Source organism: Tsukamurella sp. DT100 (assembly GCF_049844855.1).
Lineage (GTDB): Bacteria > Actinomycetota > Actinomycetes > Mycobacteriales > Mycobacteriaceae > Tsukamurella.
Map to the genome: position 1 here is coordinate 532,798 of NZ_JBNCLV010000001.1, position 16,982 is coordinate 549,779.

A 16,982-nucleotide genomic window follows, 5' to 3' on the forward strand; every position below is an offset into this window, starting at 1 on the left:
CTCAGTCCCGCCGCCCCAGGAAGCCGGTGCGGCCGAGCAGCTTCTCGTCGCGCGCGGACTGGCGGGCGCGACGGTCCTGGTCGCGCTGCTGCGCGTAGTACTCGGCGAGGATGCTGTCCTGGAGCGCGAACATCTCACGCTCCTCGTCGGGCTCGGCGTGGTCGAAGCCCAGCAGGTGGAGCACGCCGTGCACCGTGAGAACGTTCAGCTCGTGGCCGGTGGAGTGCCCGGCGGCGGTCGCCTGCTCCGCGGCGAACTGCGGGCACAGCACGATGTCGCCGAGCGTCGCGGGCCCGGCCTCGACCATGTCCGGGCGGCCTCCCGGGGTCAGCTCGTCCATCGGGAAGCTCATGACGTCGGTGGGGCCGGGCAGGTCCATCCACTTCACGTGCAGGTCGGCCATGGTGTCGAGGTCGACGGCGAGCATGTTCAGCTCGGCACCCGGGTGCACGTCCATCGCGGCGATGGCGAACGCGGCCACCGCCACGACCTCCGCCTCATCGACGTCGAAGCCGGACTCGTTGGCGAATTCGATGCTCATCGGCGCCCCGGGATGCGTCGCGCGCCCAGCTGCGGGCGCTTGGTGGCTTCGAGCTGTTCCTCGAACTGGGCGTACGCGTCGACGATCTCGGCGACGAGACGGTGCCGCACCACGTCCGAACTGGTCAGCTCGGCGATGTGGATGTCGTCGATGTCGCGCAGGATGTTCACTGCGGCGCGCAGGCCGCTGGTGGCGCCGCCCGGCAGGTCCACCTGCGACGCGTCGCCCGTGACGACGATCTTGGAGCCGAAGCCGAGCCGGGTGAGGAACATCTTCATCTGCTCGGCGGTGGTGTTCTGCGCCTCGTCGAGGATGATGAACGCGTCGTTCAGGCTGCGGCCTCGCATGAACGCCAGCGGCGCGACCTCGATGACACCAGCCTCCATGAGTTTCGGGATCGACTCGGTGTCCATCATGTCGTGCAGCGCGTCGTAGAGCGGGCGCAAGTACGGGTCGATCTTCTCGTTCAGCGTGCCGGGCAGGAAGCCGAGCCGCTCGCCCGCCTCCACCGCGGGGCGGGTGAGGATGATGCGGCTGACCTGCTTGGACTGCAGCGCCTGCACGGCCTTGGCCATCGCGAGGTACGTCTTGCCGGTGCCCGCGGGGCCGACGCCGAAGACGATGGTGTGCTCGTCGATCGCGTCGACGTACTTCTTCTGGTTGACGGTCTTGGGGCGCACCGTCTTCCCGCGGCGGGAGATGATGTCGAGGGTGAGCACCTCGGCCGGCGACTCGCCGGAACCGTCGGTCATCATCCCGACGGACCGGCGCACCTCCTCGGGGCTCACGGCGACGCCGCTGCGCACGGCGGCGAGCAGCTCGGCGAGGACCCGCTCGGCCAGCGCGACATCCGCGGGGCGGCCGGACAGGGTGATCACGTTGCCGCGGGCGTGGACGTCCGCGTCGAGCACGTTCTCCAGCGCTCGGAGGTTCGCGTCCGCGGGGCCGAGAAGACCGAAGGTCAGCTCGATGGGGATCTCGACGGTGGACCGCGCCGGCGTCACGGCCTGGGCGGGGCTGTCGGAACTGGTGGGGTCTGGCACGCGGTGCGTCAATCCTTGTCTCGGCGGTGACCGCGCCTGACGGTGCGGATACGCCCAGTTTAGTACCGCTCACCCTCGGAAGGCCCGTGGGTTTCGCCGGGGGCGGATCGCGCACCGCGGCGGGTCACCGCGCGGCGAGCTCCTCGATCGCCGCGAGCGTCGCCTTGTGCCCCTTCGAGCCGGGCTCGAGGAAGTCGTCGTGGCCCTCGCCCTCGATCATCGTGAGCGTCGCGTCCATGCCGTTCTCCTGCGCCTGCGAGAGGAACCACTCGGAGAGCTGGTAGGGCACCTGCTCGTCGAGCCGGCCGTGCAGGGCGCGCACACGGGTGGTGAAGGGCATCGCCGCGACGGGGCTGGCCTGCGCGAAGGTCCGCTTGATGAGCCGCTGGTTGGCGTTGGGCGCGAGGTCGAAGAGCAGGCGCATCGACTGGTCGCCGTCGCCGCGCTCGATGAGGTCGAGGACGCCGCCGCGGGAGATCACGCCGAGCAGGTCGGGGCGCTGCGCGGCGGCCCAGACGGCCAGGGTGGCGCCGGCACTGTGGGCGGCCACGATGTGCCCGGCGCCCTTGGCCAGCTTGTCGGTGCCGTAGTCGATCGCCGCGAGCACGTCGTCGCCGAGGATCGGCCACACCACGCCCGGCTCGCCGACGCGGCGGTACTCGACGTTCCACACCGGGTAGCCGCGGTCGTTGAGGTCCTTGGCGACCTTCGACTCCATCGTCATCGAGTACAGGTTCCGCCAGTAGCCGCCGTGCACCAGGGTGATCAGGGGCTTGTCGGCGTCGCCCGGGTAGAAGTGCCCGTGCTGCGATTCCTCGCTGCCGTAGAAGATGCGACGCGCCATCGTGTCCGAGCACTCCTTCGTCCCAGCCGCCGGCCGGCACCGCGCCGGTCCGGTCGATCAGTCCGGCGGCGTGCCGGACCATCTGTCGGTCATCACTCCCAGAGCACCCAGGGCGACGGCGGCCGCGGTGGAGGTCCGCAGCACCGTCGGGCCGAGGAGCGCGGGCTGCGCACCCATCCCGACCAGGGCATCCAGTTCCTCGGGGCTGATTCCGCCCTCCGGCCCCACCACGATAACGATGGTTCCGGTTACTGAGAAGTCAACCTCACCGAAAGGGACCGCCGAACCCTCGTGCAAGACAACTACATTCGCATCCATACTGGTGAGTAACGGAACGAGTTCCCGCGTGGTCACCAGGTCGTGGACCTCTGGAACGTACGCTCGCCGTGCTTGTTTCGCGGCCGAGCGGGCCACGGCGCGCCACCGGGCGACGCCCTTCTCGGCCTTGCCGGAGCCCTTGCCGCCGGACCCGCCACCGTCCCACCGGGAGACGCAGCGGGACGCCTGCCACGGGATGATCGCGTCGATCCCCGCCTCGGTGGCGAGCTCGACCGACAGCTCGGACCGATCGGACTTCGGCAGCGCCTGCACCAGCACCACGCGCGGCGACGCGGGGGGCACCGTCCAGGTCTCGGCGCAGCGCACCGTCACGTCGGCCTTGCCGACCGCGATCGCGGTGCACCGGGCGAAGCCGCCGGCACCGTCGGAGAGGACGAGTTCCTCGCCCGTGCGGACGCGCCGCACGGCCGCGGCGTGCCGGCCCTCGTCGCCGGCGAGGAGGTACTCCTCCCCCGGCGCGGGCAGCGACTCCGCGAGGAAGACGGTGGCCGCCACCTGCGGCTACCGTCCGGCGAAGGTGTCGCGCAGGCGGGAGAAGATGCCGCCGCCCTGGTCCTGGCCGCCGCGACGGGCGGCGTGCGGGCCCTCGCCCGGGAAGAGCGCCTTGAGCTCGCGCAGCTTCTCGGTCTGCTTCTTGTCCAGCCGCGCCGGGATCGCCACGTCGAAGTGGACGACGAGGTTGCCGCGCACCTGCGAGTTGACCTGGGGCATGCCGTGGCCGCGCAGCACCGTGGTGTCGCCGGTCTGGGTCCCCGCGGGCACGTCCACGGTGAGCTCGCCGTCGATGACGGTGGGCACCGTGACCTCGGCGCCCAGCGCCGCGTCGAACATCGGCACCCGCGCGGTGACGTGCAGCGTGCTGCCGTCGCGGGTGAGGTACTCGTGCTCGGTCTCGGTGACCTCGACGTAGAGGTCGCCGGCGGGGCCGCCGCCGGGGCCGACCTCGCCCTGCCCCGCGAGGCGCACGCGCATGCCGTCGCCGACGCCGGCGGGGATCTTCACGGTGAGGTTGCGGCGGGTGCGCACGCGGCCGTCGCCGCTGCACTTGCTGCAGGGGTTCTCGATGACCTCGCCGGCACCCGAGCAGGTGGGGCACGGCCGCGAGGTCATGACCTGGCCGAGGAAGGACCGCTGCACGGACTGGACCTCGCCCGCGCCGTGGCAGGTGGGGCACGTCGACGGCTTGCTGTCGCCCTCGGTACCGGCGCCCTGGCACTTGTCGCAGAGGATCGCGGTGTCGACGGTCAGCTCGCGGCTCACGCCGTTCGCGCACTCGTCGAGGTCCAACTCCATGCGGATCAGCGCGTCGTTGCCCTCGCGGACCCGGCCGCGCGGGCCCCGTCCGCCGCCCATGCCGCCACCGAAGAAGGCCTCGAAGACGTCGCCCAGGCCGCCACCGCCGAAGCCGCTGAAGCCCCCGCCGCCGAAGCCGCCGCCGCCGCCGGGCGAGCTGTCCAGCGGGTCGCCGCCCATGTCCACGACGCGCCGCTTCTCGGGGTCGCTGAGCACCTCGTAGGCGTCGGAGACGTCGCGGAACTTCTCCTGCGCCGCGTCGTCGGGGTTCACGTCGGGGTGCAGCTCGCGGGCGAGCTTGCGGTACGCGCGCTTGATCTCCTGGTCGGAGGCCTTCGAATCGACCCCGAGGATGCGGTAGTAATCACGTGCCACGTCTGCGAAACCCTCTAACGAAATCGGCGACAGTCAGCGGACCTGATCGGACCGCGCTCAACCCATGATTCCACCACACCGCCCGATCGGACCATTCGCGCAGGTCACCCCGCCGCGAATCATGCGCGGACGGGCATCAGCGCTCCCCGAGTACCTCGCCGACGTACCGCGCGACCGCGGCGACGGAGGCGATCGTGCCCGGGTAGTCCATGCGGGTGGGCCCCAGCACGCCGAGCCCGCCGAAGACCGCACCGGGCGCGCCGTACCCGGTGGAGACGACGGACGCGCCCCGCAGGTTCTCGTCCTGCGTCTCCGAGCCGATCGCCACCGAGACCATGCCCGGCTGCTGCCGCGCGGTGAGCAGCTTGAGGACCACCACCTGCTCCTCCAGCGTCTCGAGCACGCTGCGCAGGGAGCCGGAGACGGCGTCGAAGTCCGAGGCGTTCCGGGTGAGGTTCGCGGTGCCGCCCAGCACCAGCCGGTCGTCGGCGCGCTCGACCAGGGTCTCGACGAGCACCGTCGACACCCGGATCACGGCATCGCGCAGGTCCCGCGGCGCGAGCGGCGCCAGGTCGGCGACGCCCATCGAGGCGTCGGGGATCAGCTTGCCGTGCACGGCGGCGCCGAACAGCTCGCGCAGCCGGGAGAGGTCCTCGTCGGAGGCGGGGCCGCCCAGCTCGACGAGCCGCTGCTCGACGCGGCCCGAGTCGAGGATGACCACGAGCAGCAGGCGCGTGGGCGCGAGCGCGACGACCTCGAGGTGGCGCACCCGCGCGGAGCTGAGCACCGGGTACTGGATGACCGCGACCTGCCGGGTGAGCTGGGCCAGCAGCCGCACCGACCGCTGCAGCACGTCGTCGAGGTCGACGCCGGTCTCCAGGAACTGGAGGATGGCGCGGCGCTCGGCCGAGGACAGCGGCTTGATCTGCGCGATCCGGTCGACGAACTGCCGGTAGCCCTTCTCGGTGGGGATGCGCCCCGAGCTGGTGTGCTGCTGCGTGATGTAGCCCTCGGCCTCGAGGACCGCCATGTCGTTGCGGACCGTCGCGCTGGAGACGCCCAGCTGGTGCCGGTCCACCAGGGCCTTCGAGCCGACGGGCTCCTGCGTCTCGACGTAGTCGGCCACGATCGCCCGGAGTACCTCGAAGCGCCGGTCCTCCGTCGTCGACATCGCGCCGTCCTTTCGAGTGTGAACTTCGAATGTCCAGCTTACGCGGGCTAGAGTCGAGCCGTGATCTTCAAGGGCGTACTCGACGGGAAGCCGTACCCCGATCACGGCCTCACCGCCCGCGACTGGTCGCAGATCCCGCCGCAACAGGTGCGGCTGAGCGCGATCGTCACCACCACGACGGTGCTGGCGCTGGACCGCCTGCTCTCCGAGGACTCCACCTTCTACGGCGACCTGTTCCCGCACGCGGTCGAGTGGAACGGCGACCTCTACCTCGAGGACGGGTTGCACCGCGCCGTGCGGTCCGCGCTGCGCGGCCGCGAGGTGTTGCACTGCCGCGTGCACGCGCTCCCACCCGGCACTCCGCCGCGTCCGGCATCCTCGGGGAGGCACGGCAAGCACGCCCGCCAGGACTGAGAGGACTCCCCATGTCGCGCATCATCCGCCTGACCGGGTCCGGCATCGCCACCGCGACCCCCGACGTCGTCATCGCCCGGATCGGCGTGGAGTTCCGCGCGGCCGACGTGGCCGGCGCCTTCTCCGGTGCGGGCGAGGCCGCCCGCGCGGTGGTCTCCGCGGTCCGCGGGGCCGGGGTGGCCGACGGCGACGTCGCCACGTCGAACGTGGGCCTGCAGGCCGTCGAGACGGGCCCCTGGGAGGACCGCCGGCTGGAGGGCTACGCCGCCAGCGAGTCGCTCACCGTCACCATCCGCACCATCGGCGACGCCGCCGCGGTCCTGCAGGCCGCCGCCTCCGCCGCGGGCGACGCGGCCCGGATCCAGTCCGTCACCTTCGCCCTGTCCGACGGTGCCGCCCCCGCCGCCGCGGCCCGCGAGGCCGCGTTCGCGGACGCGAGGGCGCAGGCCGAGCAGTACGCCGCGCTGTCGGGCGACGCCCTCGGCGCGGTGCTCTCCATCTCCGACGACCCGTCGCCGGCGGGTCCGCGGGCCGAGGTGCACTTCGCGGCGAAGTCCGTCGCCGCGGCCCCCGCAGGCGGCCCCGCCATGGAGGCGGGCGAGCGCCACGTCACCGCGCGGGTCACCGTCGAATGGGAGTTGGTCTAACCGTCCGATCGTTGCGGTAAGTGGCGATCCGCTGCGGTCACTGTCGCGCCCTGGCACCGTGGGGACCATGGCGAAGACGAAATCCACTGTGGCACGACGCGCGCGCATCGCGGGGGCGGCCGCGGTCGCGGTCGCACTCACCGTCGGGTCAGTGACGGCGTGCGGGTCGTCGAGCACCTCCAACGACTCCCCGCGTGAGATCACGGCCGTCGGCACCGGCGACGCCTCCGGCAAGCCGGACGTCCTCACCGTGGAGCTGGCGGTCCAGCACCAGGCGGGCGACGTGACGACCGCGCTCAACGACGCCTCGGCGAGCGCGCAGAAGGTGATCGACGCGGCCGGCGCCAACGGCGTCGACAAGAAGGACGTCGCCACCGCGAACGTGCGGGTCAATCCCCGCTACGGCACCGACCGGCAGATCACCTCCTACGAGGCGACGCAGTCGCTCACGGTGAAGGTCCGCAAGCTGGAGACCGCGTCGAAGCTGCTCGGAGACCTCGCGACCGCAGGCGGCGACGCGACCCGGATCAGCTCGGTCGGCTTCGACATCGAGAACGACTCCGCCCTCAAGGCGACGGCCCGCGACAAGGCCTTCGCGGAGGCCAAGTCCCGCGCCGAGCAGTACGCGAAGCTCTCGGGCGGCAAGCTCGGCGAGGTCCGCACGGTCACCGAGGGCGCGTCCGCCCGGCCCACCACGACCCGGCAGTTCTCGGCCCCCGACTCCGCTCCGGGCGTCGCCGCCGCACCCGTGCCGATCGAGTCCGGCGAGCAGTCGCTCACCGTGACGGTGACGGTGGTCTTCGCGCTGTCCTGACCGGTCTCGCACCGCTCAGTCGAGGATCCGGCGCACGACCCCGTCGGCCAGCAGGCGGCCGGCGTCGGTCAACACGTACGCGTCGGCCTCGCGGCGGAGGTTCCCGACGACGACCTCCGCGTCGGCCCGGGCGGCCTCGTCGGGCCGCAGCACGGCGAGGGGGATCCCGGACCGCATGCGCACGCGCAGCATCACGTCCTCGAGGTGCCGGTCGTCGTCGGTGAGAACCTCGTGGCCGGCGATCGGCAGCGCGCCGCCCGCGACGGCCTCGGCGTAGCGGGCGGGGTGCTTGACGTTCCACACCCGCGTCCCGGCGACGTGCCCGTGCGCGCCGGGCCCGGCGCCCCACCAGTCCGCGCCCTCCCAGTACAGCTCGTTGTGCCGGCACCGCCCGGCGTCCGAACGGGCCCAGTTCGACACTTCGTACCAATCGAAACCCGCGTCCTGCAGGGCGTCGTCGAGCATCTCGTAGCGGTGGGCGAGCACGTCGCCGTCGGTGTCGGGCAGCTCGCCGCGCCGGATCCGCCGGGCCAGCGCCGTGCCGTCCTCGACGATGAGCGCGTACGCGGAGACGTGGTCGACGCCCGCGTCGAGCACCGCGTCGAGCGAGGCCCGCAGGTCGTCGTCGGACTCCCCCGGAGTGCCGTAGATGAGGTCGAGGTTCACGTGGTCGAAGCCCGCGGCGCGGGCCTCCTTCGCCGCGGCCACGGCCCGCCCGGGCGTGTGCGTGCGGTCCAGCACGCGCAGCACGTGCGCGGCCGCCGACTGCATGCCGAGCGAGACCCGGGTGAAGCCCGCCTCCCGCAGCCGCGCGAAGAACTCCGGCGAGGTGGACTCGGGGTTCGACTCGGTGGTCACCTCCGCGTCCTCGGCGAAGGTGAAGTGCCGGCGGGCCGTGTCGAGCAGGGCCGCGAGGCCGACGCCGCCCAGGAGCGACGGGGTGCCGCCGCCCACGAAGACCGTCGACACTTCGGCGTCGCCGAGCGCGCGGCGCGCCAGCGCCAGCTCCCCGTCGATCGCCTCCGCCCAGGCCTGCGGCGAGGTCGACGCGCCCAGTTCGCCGGCGGTGTACGTGTTGAAGTCGCAGTAACCGCAGCGCGTCGCGCAGAACGGAACGTGCAGGTACAGCCCGAACGGTGTCGCGGCACCGTCGAGCCGGCTGAGCTCAGGGGTCGAGGGCGCGGGCACGGGTCCAGTCTGGCAGGTGCGCCGACCACGGGATTTCGTGCACCGGTGAGCGGAACCCGATTCCTCTTTTCCGCCCAGCCGGTGGCACAATGATCTCGATGGATGGACAGGGTGAGCTGCTGGCGTCGCGCCGGCACATCGATTACCTGCGGGTCTGCAGCAGCGGCTGTCGGGCCTGATTCGCGACGCCTCTGCCCGCGTCGATTCCCGGAAGCGCCACCAGCCCGGCGCACCATCCCATGAATCCCAGGAGTCTCCATGACGTCGATCGCCGACGCCCCTGTCCCCTCCGCCGCTGACGCCGCCCCCACGCGGCCGGCGCGCACGCGCCCCGTCAAGCGCAAGTCGGAGGGCCAGTGGAAGCTCGGGTACCGCACGCCGCTGAACCCCAATGAGCAGACCAAGCGCGACGACAACCCGCTCAACGTGCGCGCCCGGATCGAGAACATCTACTCGAAGCAGGGCTTCGACTCGATCGACAAGGCCGACCTCCGCGGCCGCATGCGCTGGTGGGGCCTGTACACGCAGCGCGAGCAGGGCTACGACGGCACGTTCACCGGCGACGAGAACATCGACCTGCTGGAGGCGCCGTACTTCATGATGCGGGTGCGCTGCGACGGCGGGAAGCTCGACGCGGCGCAGATGCGCACGCTCGGCGAGCTCTCCACCGAATTCGGCCGCGACACCGCCGACCTCTCGGACCGCGAGAACGTCCAGTTCCACTGGATCGAGATCGAGAACGTCCCGGAGATCTGGAAGCGCCTCGAGGCCGTCGGCCTCAAGACCACCGAGGCCTGCGGCGACTGCCCCCGCGTGGTGCTCGGCTCCCCGCTGGCCGGCGAGTCCTTCGGCGAGATCCTGGACCCGTCGCCCGCGATCGACGAGATCGTGCGCCGCTACATCGGCGACCCGAAGTACTCGAACCTGCCGCGCAAGTTCAAGACCGCCATCTCGGGCCAGCAGGACGTGGTCCACGAGATCAACGACGTGGCCTTCGTCGGCGTCGAGCACCCCGAACACGGCCCCGGCCTCGACCTCTGGGTCGGCGGCGGCCTCTCGACGAACCCGATGCTCGCGCAGCGCGTGGGCGCGTGGATCCCGCTCGACGAGGTGCCCGACGTGTGGGAGGGCGTGGTCTCGATCTTCCGCGACTACGGCTACCGCCGCCTCCGCAGCAAGGCCCGGCTGAAGTTCCTCGTCAAGGACTGGGGCATCGAGAAGTTCCGCCAGATCCTCGAGGACGAGTACCTCGGCCGCAAGCTGATCGACGGTCCCGCGCCGGAGCAGCCGGAGCGCCCGATCGACCACATCGGCGTGCAGAAGCTGCGCAACGGCCTCAACGCCGTCGGCTTCTCCCCCATCGCAGGCCGCGTCTCGGGCACGGTCCTGAGCGGCGTCGCCGACGCCATGGAGCGGGTGGGCTCGGACCGCGCCTCGTTCACGCCGTACCAGAAGCTCATCGTGCTCGACGTGCCCGATGATCAGGTCGACTCCCTGATCGACGAGCTGGCTCCGCTGGGCCTGCAGGGCCGTCCGTCGATCTGGCGGCGCAACCTCATCGCCTGCAGCGGCATCGAGTTCTGCAAGCTCTCCTTCGTGGAGACCCGCAAGCGCTCGCAGGTGCTGGTGCCCGACCTGGAGCAGCGGCTCGCCGACATCAACGCCCAGCTGGACGTGCCGATCACGGTGAACATCAACGGCTGCCCCAACTCCTGCGGCCGCTCCCAGATCGCCGACATCGGCTTCAAGGGCCAGCTCGTGGACGACCACGAGGGGAATCAAGTCGAGGGCTTCCAGGTTCACCTTGGTGGAAGCCTCGGGCTCGACAGCGGGTTCGGCCGCAAGCTGCGCCAGCACAAGGTGCTGTCGACGGACCTCGGGGACTACATCGAGCGAGTGGTGCGGAACTTCGTGTCGCAGCGCGAGGCCGACGAGCGCTTCGCGCAGTGGACGCTCCGCGCCGCGGAGGAGGACCTGCGATGACCGCACCGTCGAACCCCCTGACCGGACGCGACGCGGACGAGCTCCGCGCCCTCGCGGAACGCGCGTCGAAGGAGCTGGAGGGCGCGGATGCGCTCACCCTGCTGCGGTGGACGCTGGACACCTTCGGCGAGGACTTCATCGTCGCGTCGAACATGCAGGACGGGGTGCTGGTGCACCTCGCCAAGCAGGTGCAGGACCGGCCGAAGGTGCTGTTCCTCGACACCGGCTACCACTTCCCCGAGACGATCGGCATGCGCGACGCGGTCGAGGCGATCTACGAGGTGGAGCTGCTCAACGTGACGCCCGCGCAGAGCGTCGGCGAGCAGGACGCCACCGTCGGCAAGGACCTGTTCGCGACCGACCCGGCACAGTGCTGCAACCTGCGCAAGGTCGTGCCGCTGCGCGAATCGCTCAAGGGATTCCGCGCCTGGGTCACCGGCATCCGCCGGGTGGAGTCGCCCACCCGCGCGAACGCCCCGTTCATCTCCTTCGACGAGGGCTTCGGCCTGCTGAAGGTGAACCCCATCGTCGACTGGTCCGACGAGCAGATGCAGCAGTTCATCGAGGAGAACGGCATCCTGGTGAACCCGCTGGTCGACGAGGGCTACCCGTCGATCGGCTGCCAGCCCTGCACGAACAAGCCCGCCCCGGGTTCCGATCCTCGAAGCGGCCGCTGGGCCGGTTCGACCAAGACAGAATGCGGACTGCACGCCTCATGACCATCACAGAGCCCACGGAGCCGATCGTGTCCACTGGCGACCCCACGGAATTCAGCACGCTCGACGCACTGGAGTCCGAGGCCATCCACATCTTCCGCGAGGTCGCGGGCGAGTTCGAGCGACCCGTCATCCTGTTCTCGGGCGGCAAGGACTCGACGGTGCTGCTGCACCTCGCGGTCAAGGCCTTCTGGCCGGCGCCGCTGCCCTTCGCGCTGCTGCACGTGGACACCGGCCACAACCTGCCGGAGGTGCTGGACTTCCGCGACCGGATGGTCGAGAAGTACAACCTGCGCCTGCACGTGGCGAAGGTCGAGGACTACCTCGCCGACGGCCGGCTCGAGGAGCGCGCCGACGGCATCCGCAACCCGCTGCAGACGGTGCCGCTGCTCGATGCCATCTCGGAGAACCGGTTCGACGCCGTCTTCGGCGGCGGCCGGCGCGACGAGGAGCGGGCCCGCGCCAAGGAGCGGATCTTCTCGCTGCGCAACGCCTTCGGCCAGTGGGACCCGAAGCGGCAGCGTCCGGAGCTGTGGAACCTGTACAACGGCCGGCACGCGCCCGGCGAGCACGTGCGGGTGTTCCCGATCAGCAACTTCACCGAGCTCGACATCTGGCGCTACATCGCCCGCGAGGACATCGAGCTGGCGTCGATCTACTACGCGCACGAGCGCGAGGTCTATTCGCGCGACGGGATGCTGATGACCTCCGGCGTGTGGGGCGGCCCCCGCGAGGGCGAGGACGTGCAGACCCTGTCGGTGCGGTACCGCACCGTGGGCGACGGCTCCACCACCGGCGCGATCGAGTCGACCGCGTCGAACAACGAGCAGATCATGGCCGAGGTCGCCGCGTCGCGCCTCACGGAGCGCGGCGCCACCCGTGGCGACGACCGCGTCTCCGAGGCCGCCATGGAGGACCGCAAGAAGGAGGGGTACTTCTGATGAGCGCACCCGTGAACACCGCTCCCGCGCTCCTGCGCCTGGCCACCGCCGGCTCCGTCGACGACGGCAAGTCCACCCTCGTCGGGCGGCTGCTCTACGACACGAAGTCCGTGCTCGCCGACCAGATCGACGCCGTGACCCGCGCGTCGGTCGACAAGGGCCTCGACACCCCGGACCTGTCGCTCCTGGTGGACGGCCTGCGCGCCGAGCGCGAGCAGGGCATCACGATCGACGTGGCCTACCGCTACTTCGCCACGCCCAACCGGTCCTTCATCCTCGCCGACACCCCCGGCCACGTGCAGTACACCCGCAACACGGTGTCCGGCGCGTCGACCGCACAGGTCGTGATCCTGCTGACCGACGCGCGCAAGGGCGTCATCGAGCAGACCCGCCGGCACGCTGCGGTGCTGTCGCTGCTGGGCGTTCCGCGGCTCGTGCTCGCGGTCAACAAGATCGACCTGGTGGACGACCCCGCGTCGGTCTTCCAGGAGATCTCCGCCGAATTCCGCGCGCTCACCGGCTCGCTGGGCTGGGCCGAGGAGTCCGTCCACGCCATCCCGGTCTCGGCGTTGCACGGCGACAACGTCGCCTCGCGGTCGGACCAGACGCCGTACTACGACGGCCCGTCGCTCATCGAGCACCTCGAGTCGATCCCCACGGACCCGGACACGAAGCCGATCGGCTTCCGCTTCCCCGTGCAGTACGTGATCCGGCCCCGCACGCCCGAGTACCCGGACTACCGCGGGTATGCCGGGCAGGTGGCGGCCGGCACCGTCGACGTGGGCGACGAGGTGCTCGTCCTGCCCGCCGGCACCCGCAGCCGGGTCGAGCGGATCGATACCCCGGACGGCGAGCTCGCCTCCGCGCACACCGGCCGCTCCGTGACGGTGATCCTCGCCGACGACGTGGACGTCAGCCGCGGCGACGTGATCGTCTCCGCCGCGGATGCCCCCGAGGCGCGACAGCAGTTCGAAGCGACGGTGTGCTGGCTGGCCGAGAAGCCGCTGCGCATCGGTGCGCGGCTGCTGCTCAAGCACGGCACCAAGACCACGCAGGCCATCATCGGCGGGCTGGACGCGGTCTTCGACGAGCAGAACCTCACTGTCGGCGAGGGCAGCACGCTGGAGCTGAACCAGATCGGCCGCATCACCGTCCAGACCGCGGAGCCGATCGTCGCGGACGACTACGACAAGAACCGGGAGATGGGCTCGTTCCTGCTCATCGACCCCGCGGGCGGCAACACGCTCGCCGCGGGCCTGGTCGGGGACGCCCTGGCCCACCTGGTCTGAGCAATTCGACGGTCCGCCGGCCGCGCCCCGTTCTCGGGGCGCGGCCGGCGTCGTTTCTGCGTCACCCCTGGACCTATTGACAGTGTGCTGTCATACTGACAGCACACTGTCATTAGGAGCATCCGATGTCCCCTCGCACCATCGCCCTGTACGCCACCGACACCATGGCCGACTGGGAGTACGCCTACCTCACCACCCAGATCGCGCAGGCCGAGCAGGCCCGGCCGGGTCGCTTCACCCTCACGCTGGTCGGCGACGGACTCGACGAGGTGACCTCGCTCGGCGGGATGCCGGTGCGCCCCACACGCGACGTCGCCGATCTCGTCGCCGACGGTGCGCTCGCCGCGCTCGTCCTTCCGGGCGGGGAGCACTACGACGAGGGGCACGAGCGAGTGCTCGAGACCGTGACGGGCCTCCTCGCGCGCGACGTTCCGGTGGCCGCCATCTGCGGCGCCACCTTCCTCCTCGCCCGCGCCGGCCTGCTCGACGACCGCCGCCACACCTCCAACGACCCCGGCTACCTCCAGCTCACCGGCTACACGGGCGGCGCGCTCTACGCGGACGCGCCCGTGGTCACCGACCGCGGGATCACCACGGCGAGCGGCATTCACGCGGTGCCGTTCACCGCCGAGGTCATGCGGGTCACCGGCCTGTACCCCGACGACGTGGCGGACGCCTGGGAGCAGCTGTTCCGCACCGGCGAGACCCGCCATTTCCACCGGCTGATGGAGGCGACGAGTGCCTGGCAGAACGCCTGAGGGCGACGCCCTCACCGCGCTGGTCCTCCCCGCGTTCGAGCTGAACGGGGAGTTCCTCGCCGCCGCGGCGGCGATCACCGGCCCCCACGCCCTCACCCCCGCGCAGTGGCAGGTCCTGGGGGCGACGCTCGACGAGGCGCGGCCCGTGTCCGAGATCGCGCGACGGATCGGCCTCGGACTCACCCGGCAGAGCGTGCAGCGGGTGGCGAACGACGTAGTGGACCGCGGCTCGGCGGAGTGGGCGGACAACCCGCACCACCGTCGGGCGAAGCTGCTCGCCCCCACGGACGCCGGGCGCAGCGCCGTGTCGGCGATGGCCGCCGAACAGCACGTGTGGGCCGATCACGTGGGCGCGGCGGTCGGCGCGCAGGACCTGGAGACGCTGCGCACGCTCATCGCCCGCGTCGTCGCCGCGTCCCGCGACCACCGCGCGGCGACCGCCCCGTCCGACTGACGCCGCCGGCGTCAGAACATCTCGACGGCCCAGGCCCGGCGCGGGCTGAGCAGCATCAGGTCGGCGCGGGCGGCGGCCCCGTCGGACAGCTCGCGGATCGCGCCGGTCGCGACGCGCCGCGACATCGGCTCGTCGGAGAGCCACAGCCGGCCGAGGTCGGCGATGTCGAGGGCCAGGTCCGCGGGCTCGTCGGTGGGCGAGCAGGTGCCCGCTCCCCCGTCGGTGGAGATCAGGAAACGCCCGTGCGCGGGGCCGGGGCCGGCACCGTCGAACCCCGGATCGGTGACGTCGAGCACGAGCCGGCCCGGCGCGGCGTAGGTGCGCGCCGAGAACAGGGCGGGTACGTCGAAGGGCCGGATCCACAGGAAGTCGGTGCGGTTCGACAGCTGCACGGTGCGCGGGTCGGCGGGGACGGTGCTCACGAGGTCGTCCAGGGGCCGCTGCGAGGCCTCGACCCACAGCACCCAGTCGATGCTCATCGCGAAGGACCAGAGGTCGCGCTCGGCGGCCGCGTCGACGGCGAGCAGCTCGGTGACCTTGAGCGTGGAGTCGGGCCGGCTGTCGGTCCACTTGGGCGAGACCGTGTAGGCCAGCACGCCCGCGACGTCGCCGCCGCGACGCAGCACCACGCGCAGGGTCTCGTCGGGCCCGCCGCCCGGCAGCACCCCGGCCGTGCGGCGCAGGTTGATGTCGAGCTTCGAGACCTGCCCGGGGTAGTCGAGCACCTCGCGGACGCGGATCGACGCGGCGAGGTAGTCCTCGCTCCGGGCGTACCGCACCTCGCCGACGGGCGGCTCAGGCAGGCGGCCGCGGTCCACGGCGACCCGGACGTCGACGGTCTCGGTGCTCTGCCCGAAGCCGTAGCGGCCGTATATCGCCTGCTCGGCGGCGATCAGGGTGGCCGCGGGCGCGCCGCCGGCGAGGGCTGCGGAGAGGCACTCGCGCATGTGCGTGCCGAGGATGCCGCGGCGACGGTGCGTGGGCAGCACCGTCACCGCCGAGATCGCGCGCACGGGCACCCGCGCGCCGCCGACGGCGGTCAGCTCCTGGTCGAAGGAGAGGAAGGTCCCGACGGTGCGCCCGCCGTCGACCGCGACGCGGTGGTCGAGCGAATCCAGCTGCGCGGATACCGCTTCGAGCCACTGCTCGGCGTCGGGCATCTTGCTCTGGAAGCCGATGGTCGCGCACTCCTGGAAGCCGAGGAGTTGCTCACGGGTGGTGACGCGCTGGAAGTCGATACCGCTCGAATCGGTCATACCGCCAACATTACCGACGCACACAACCGGGTTTCCGGCTCAGCAGCCCCACCCGCAGCGATGGACGCCGAGGATCGCTCCATCCAGGCCCGCGACGAGGTGCGAGTCGATACCGATGTCATTGACGCCGATCCAGACCTGGCCGCCGTCGTCGCCGCCGACCGTCACGCGGAAGGGCACGTTCGGCGACAGATTCGCGGCGCCCGTGAGCCCGAGCCGTTCGGGCGAGGACGCGATCAGCTCCGCGAGGCGCCTCGTGTCGAGCCGCGCGACGTCGACGCGGAGCGCCGCGTCCGACGACACCGCCTGGCCGCCGTAGACCTCGCGGTCGTGGAACGCCCCTCCGAGGGAGTACGTGTACCACGCCGCACCGGTGGGCGACACCGCCTCCGGGACCCTGACCACCGCCTTGTCCCGGTAGAAGTGCACGCCCTCGATCACCGTGGTGCCGAACTTCTCCCTGGTCGCGCGCACCACCTCATCGAGGCCGGCGGCGGAGAACATCGGCCCGCCCACAAGGCGGTCCGCCACCTGCGCCGCGGCACCGGGGCCGTCGTCGGCGGCCGCGGGCCGGTCGGGGACGGACTCGGCCGAGAACCACGCGATCGCCACCGCGAGAATCGTGACCACGACCGCGATCGCGACCACGACGACCGCCACCCGCGCGCGCCGTTCCCCCCGACGGTGCGCGCTCGGGGCCACTGGAACCTGGAGGTCGCGCAGCACGAGGTCGAGCTCCCGAATGGTCGTCGCGGCGCGAGCAGCGGCGAGGCGGTCGAGGTGTTCGTCCACCGTCAGCTGCCCGTCGGTGAAGGCCTCGTCGACGCGGGCCATGACCCACACCCGGTCGACGTCCCGCGCCCGCAGGTCCGCAGCTCCCCGCAGGTCCCGCGGTTGCTCATCCCGCGCCGCCATG

18 protein-coding genes are annotated in these 16,982 nt (G+C 71.7%); 9 read left to right on the plus strand and 9 right to left on the minus strand.

What is annotated here, in order from left to right; all coding sequences use genetic code 11:
• Position 1 precedes the first annotated feature (1 nt).
• The 6 genes from ybeY to hrcA all read right to left on the minus strand — a co-directional run bounded on the left by ybeY (position 2) and on the right by hrcA (position 5,606).
• Positions 2-541, minus strand: a complete 540-nt coding sequence (gene ybeY, locus ACLQ3K_RS02635; RefSeq protein ID WP_425996776.1) for an rRNA maturation RNase YbeY — start codon at positions 539-541, stop codon at positions 2-4.
• Positions 538-1,596, minus strand: coding sequence for a PhoH family protein (locus tag ACLQ3K_RS02640; RefSeq protein ID WP_374758802.1), 1,059 nt, complete (start codon positions 1,594-1,596; stop codon positions 538-540). Before ACLQ3K_RS02640 ends, ybeY begins: the two co-directional genes overlap by 4 nt.
• A gap of 112 nt (positions 1,597-1,708) precedes the next feature.
• Entirely contained in the window at positions 1,709-2,428 is a 720-nt protein-coding gene (locus ACLQ3K_RS02645) for an alpha/beta hydrolase family protein (protein WP_224646492.1), read from the minus strand.
• A gap of 57 nt (positions 2,429-2,485) precedes the next feature.
• A complete protein-coding gene (locus ACLQ3K_RS02650; RefSeq protein WP_425996778.1) occupies positions 2,486-3,262 on the minus strand; it encodes a 16S rRNA (uracil(1498)-N(3))-methyltransferase in 777 nt (258 codons plus the stop codon).
• A gap of 6 nt (positions 3,263-3,268) precedes the next feature.
• Positions 3,269-4,435 (minus strand): molecular chaperone DnaJ, encoded by a 1,167-nt coding sequence (gene dnaJ / locus ACLQ3K_RS02655; protein WP_425996780.1) that lies wholly within the window; start codon positions 4,433-4,435, stop codon positions 3,269-3,271.
• A gap of 136 nt (positions 4,436-4,571) precedes the next feature.
• Positions 4,572-5,606 (minus strand): heat-inducible transcriptional repressor HrcA, encoded by a 1,035-nt coding sequence (gene hrcA / locus ACLQ3K_RS02660; protein ID WP_224646487.1) that lies wholly within the window; start codon positions 5,604-5,606, stop codon positions 4,572-4,574.
• Positions 5,607-5,666: 60 nt separating this feature from the next.
• On the opposite strand from hrcA, the gene ACLQ3K_RS02665 reads away from it, so the two are divergent.
• The 3 genes from ACLQ3K_RS02665 (at position 5,667) to ACLQ3K_RS02675 (ending at position 7,481) form a co-directional block, all read left to right on the plus strand.
• Positions 5,667-6,020, plus strand: a complete 354-nt coding sequence (locus ACLQ3K_RS02665; RefSeq protein ID WP_224646486.1) for a type II toxin-antitoxin system VapB family antitoxin — start codon at positions 5,667-5,669, stop codon at positions 6,018-6,020.
• Between the two features lie 11 nt (positions 6,021-6,031).
• Positions 6,032-6,667 carry an SIMPL domain-containing protein gene (locus ACLQ3K_RS02670; protein WP_425996782.1) on the plus strand — a complete coding sequence of 212 codons (636 nt, stop codon included), beginning with the start codon at positions 6,032-6,034 and terminating at the stop codon, positions 6,665-6,667.
• Positions 6,668-6,734: 67 nt separating this feature from the next.
• Positions 6,735-7,481 (plus strand): SIMPL domain-containing protein, encoded by a 747-nt coding sequence (locus ACLQ3K_RS02675; protein WP_224646484.1) that lies wholly within the window; start codon positions 6,735-6,737, stop codon positions 7,479-7,481.
• Between the two features lie 15 nt (positions 7,482-7,496).
• Here ACLQ3K_RS02675 and hemW read toward each other — a convergent pair whose 3' ends face one another.
• Positions 7,497-8,669: a radical SAM family heme chaperone HemW gene (gene hemW / locus ACLQ3K_RS02680; protein WP_425996785.1), complete on the minus strand. Its 1,173-nt coding sequence runs from the start codon at positions 8,667-8,669 to the stop codon at positions 7,497-7,499.
• Positions 8,670-8,927: 258 nt separating this feature from the next.
• Between hemW and ACLQ3K_RS02685 the strand changes: the two genes are divergently transcribed.
• The 6 genes from ACLQ3K_RS02685 (at position 8,928) to ACLQ3K_RS02710 (ending at position 14,810) form a co-directional block, all read left to right on the plus strand.
• Positions 8,928-10,652 (plus strand): nitrite/sulfite reductase, encoded by a 1,725-nt coding sequence (locus tag ACLQ3K_RS02685; protein WP_425996787.1) that lies wholly within the window; start codon positions 8,928-8,930, stop codon positions 10,650-10,652.
• A complete protein-coding gene (locus ACLQ3K_RS02690; RefSeq protein WP_425996789.1) occupies positions 10,649-11,371 on the plus strand; it encodes a phosphoadenylyl-sulfate reductase in 723 nt (240 codons plus the stop codon). Before ACLQ3K_RS02685 ends, ACLQ3K_RS02690 begins: the two co-directional genes overlap by 4 nt.
• Positions 11,368-12,309: a sulfate adenylyltransferase subunit CysD gene (gene cysD, locus ACLQ3K_RS02695; RefSeq protein ID WP_224646480.1), complete on the plus strand. Its 942-nt coding sequence runs from the start codon at positions 11,368-11,370 to the stop codon at positions 12,307-12,309. The genes ACLQ3K_RS02690 and cysD overlap by 4 nt, the downstream gene beginning before the upstream one ends.
• A gap of 11 nt (positions 12,310-12,320) precedes the next feature.
• The gene (locus ACLQ3K_RS02700) at positions 12,321-13,598 is read left to right on the plus strand and encodes a sulfate adenylyltransferase subunit 1 (RefSeq protein WP_336671566.1); all 1,278 of its coding nucleotides are present in this window, start codon (positions 12,321-12,323) and stop codon (positions 13,596-13,598) included.
• Between the two features lie 125 nt (positions 13,599-13,723).
• Complete coding sequence (locus tag ACLQ3K_RS02705; RefSeq protein ID WP_425996791.1) at positions 13,724-14,356, plus strand: DJ-1/PfpI family protein; 633 nt, start codon at positions 13,724-13,726, stop codon at positions 14,354-14,356.
• Positions 14,337-14,810: a MarR family winged helix-turn-helix transcriptional regulator gene (locus tag ACLQ3K_RS02710; protein WP_425996793.1), complete on the plus strand. Its 474-nt coding sequence runs from the start codon at positions 14,337-14,339 to the stop codon at positions 14,808-14,810. Before ACLQ3K_RS02705 ends, ACLQ3K_RS02710 begins: the two co-directional genes overlap by 20 nt.
• An 11-nt stretch (positions 14,811-14,821) precedes the next feature.
• Here the strand turns inward: ACLQ3K_RS02710 and ACLQ3K_RS02715 are convergent, their stop codons facing one another.
• On the minus strand, positions 14,822-16,066 hold the full coding sequence (locus ACLQ3K_RS02715) for a GNAT family N-acetyltransferase (protein ID WP_425996795.1): 1,245 nt from the start codon (positions 16,064-16,066) through the stop codon (positions 14,822-14,824).
• Between the two features lie 39 nt (positions 16,067-16,105).
• Positions 16,106-16,981, minus strand: a complete 876-nt coding sequence (locus ACLQ3K_RS02720) for a DUF1707 SHOCT-like domain-containing protein (RefSeq protein WP_425996796.1) — start codon at positions 16,979-16,981, stop codon at positions 16,106-16,108.
• Between the last annotated feature and the right edge of the window lies 1 nt (position 16,982).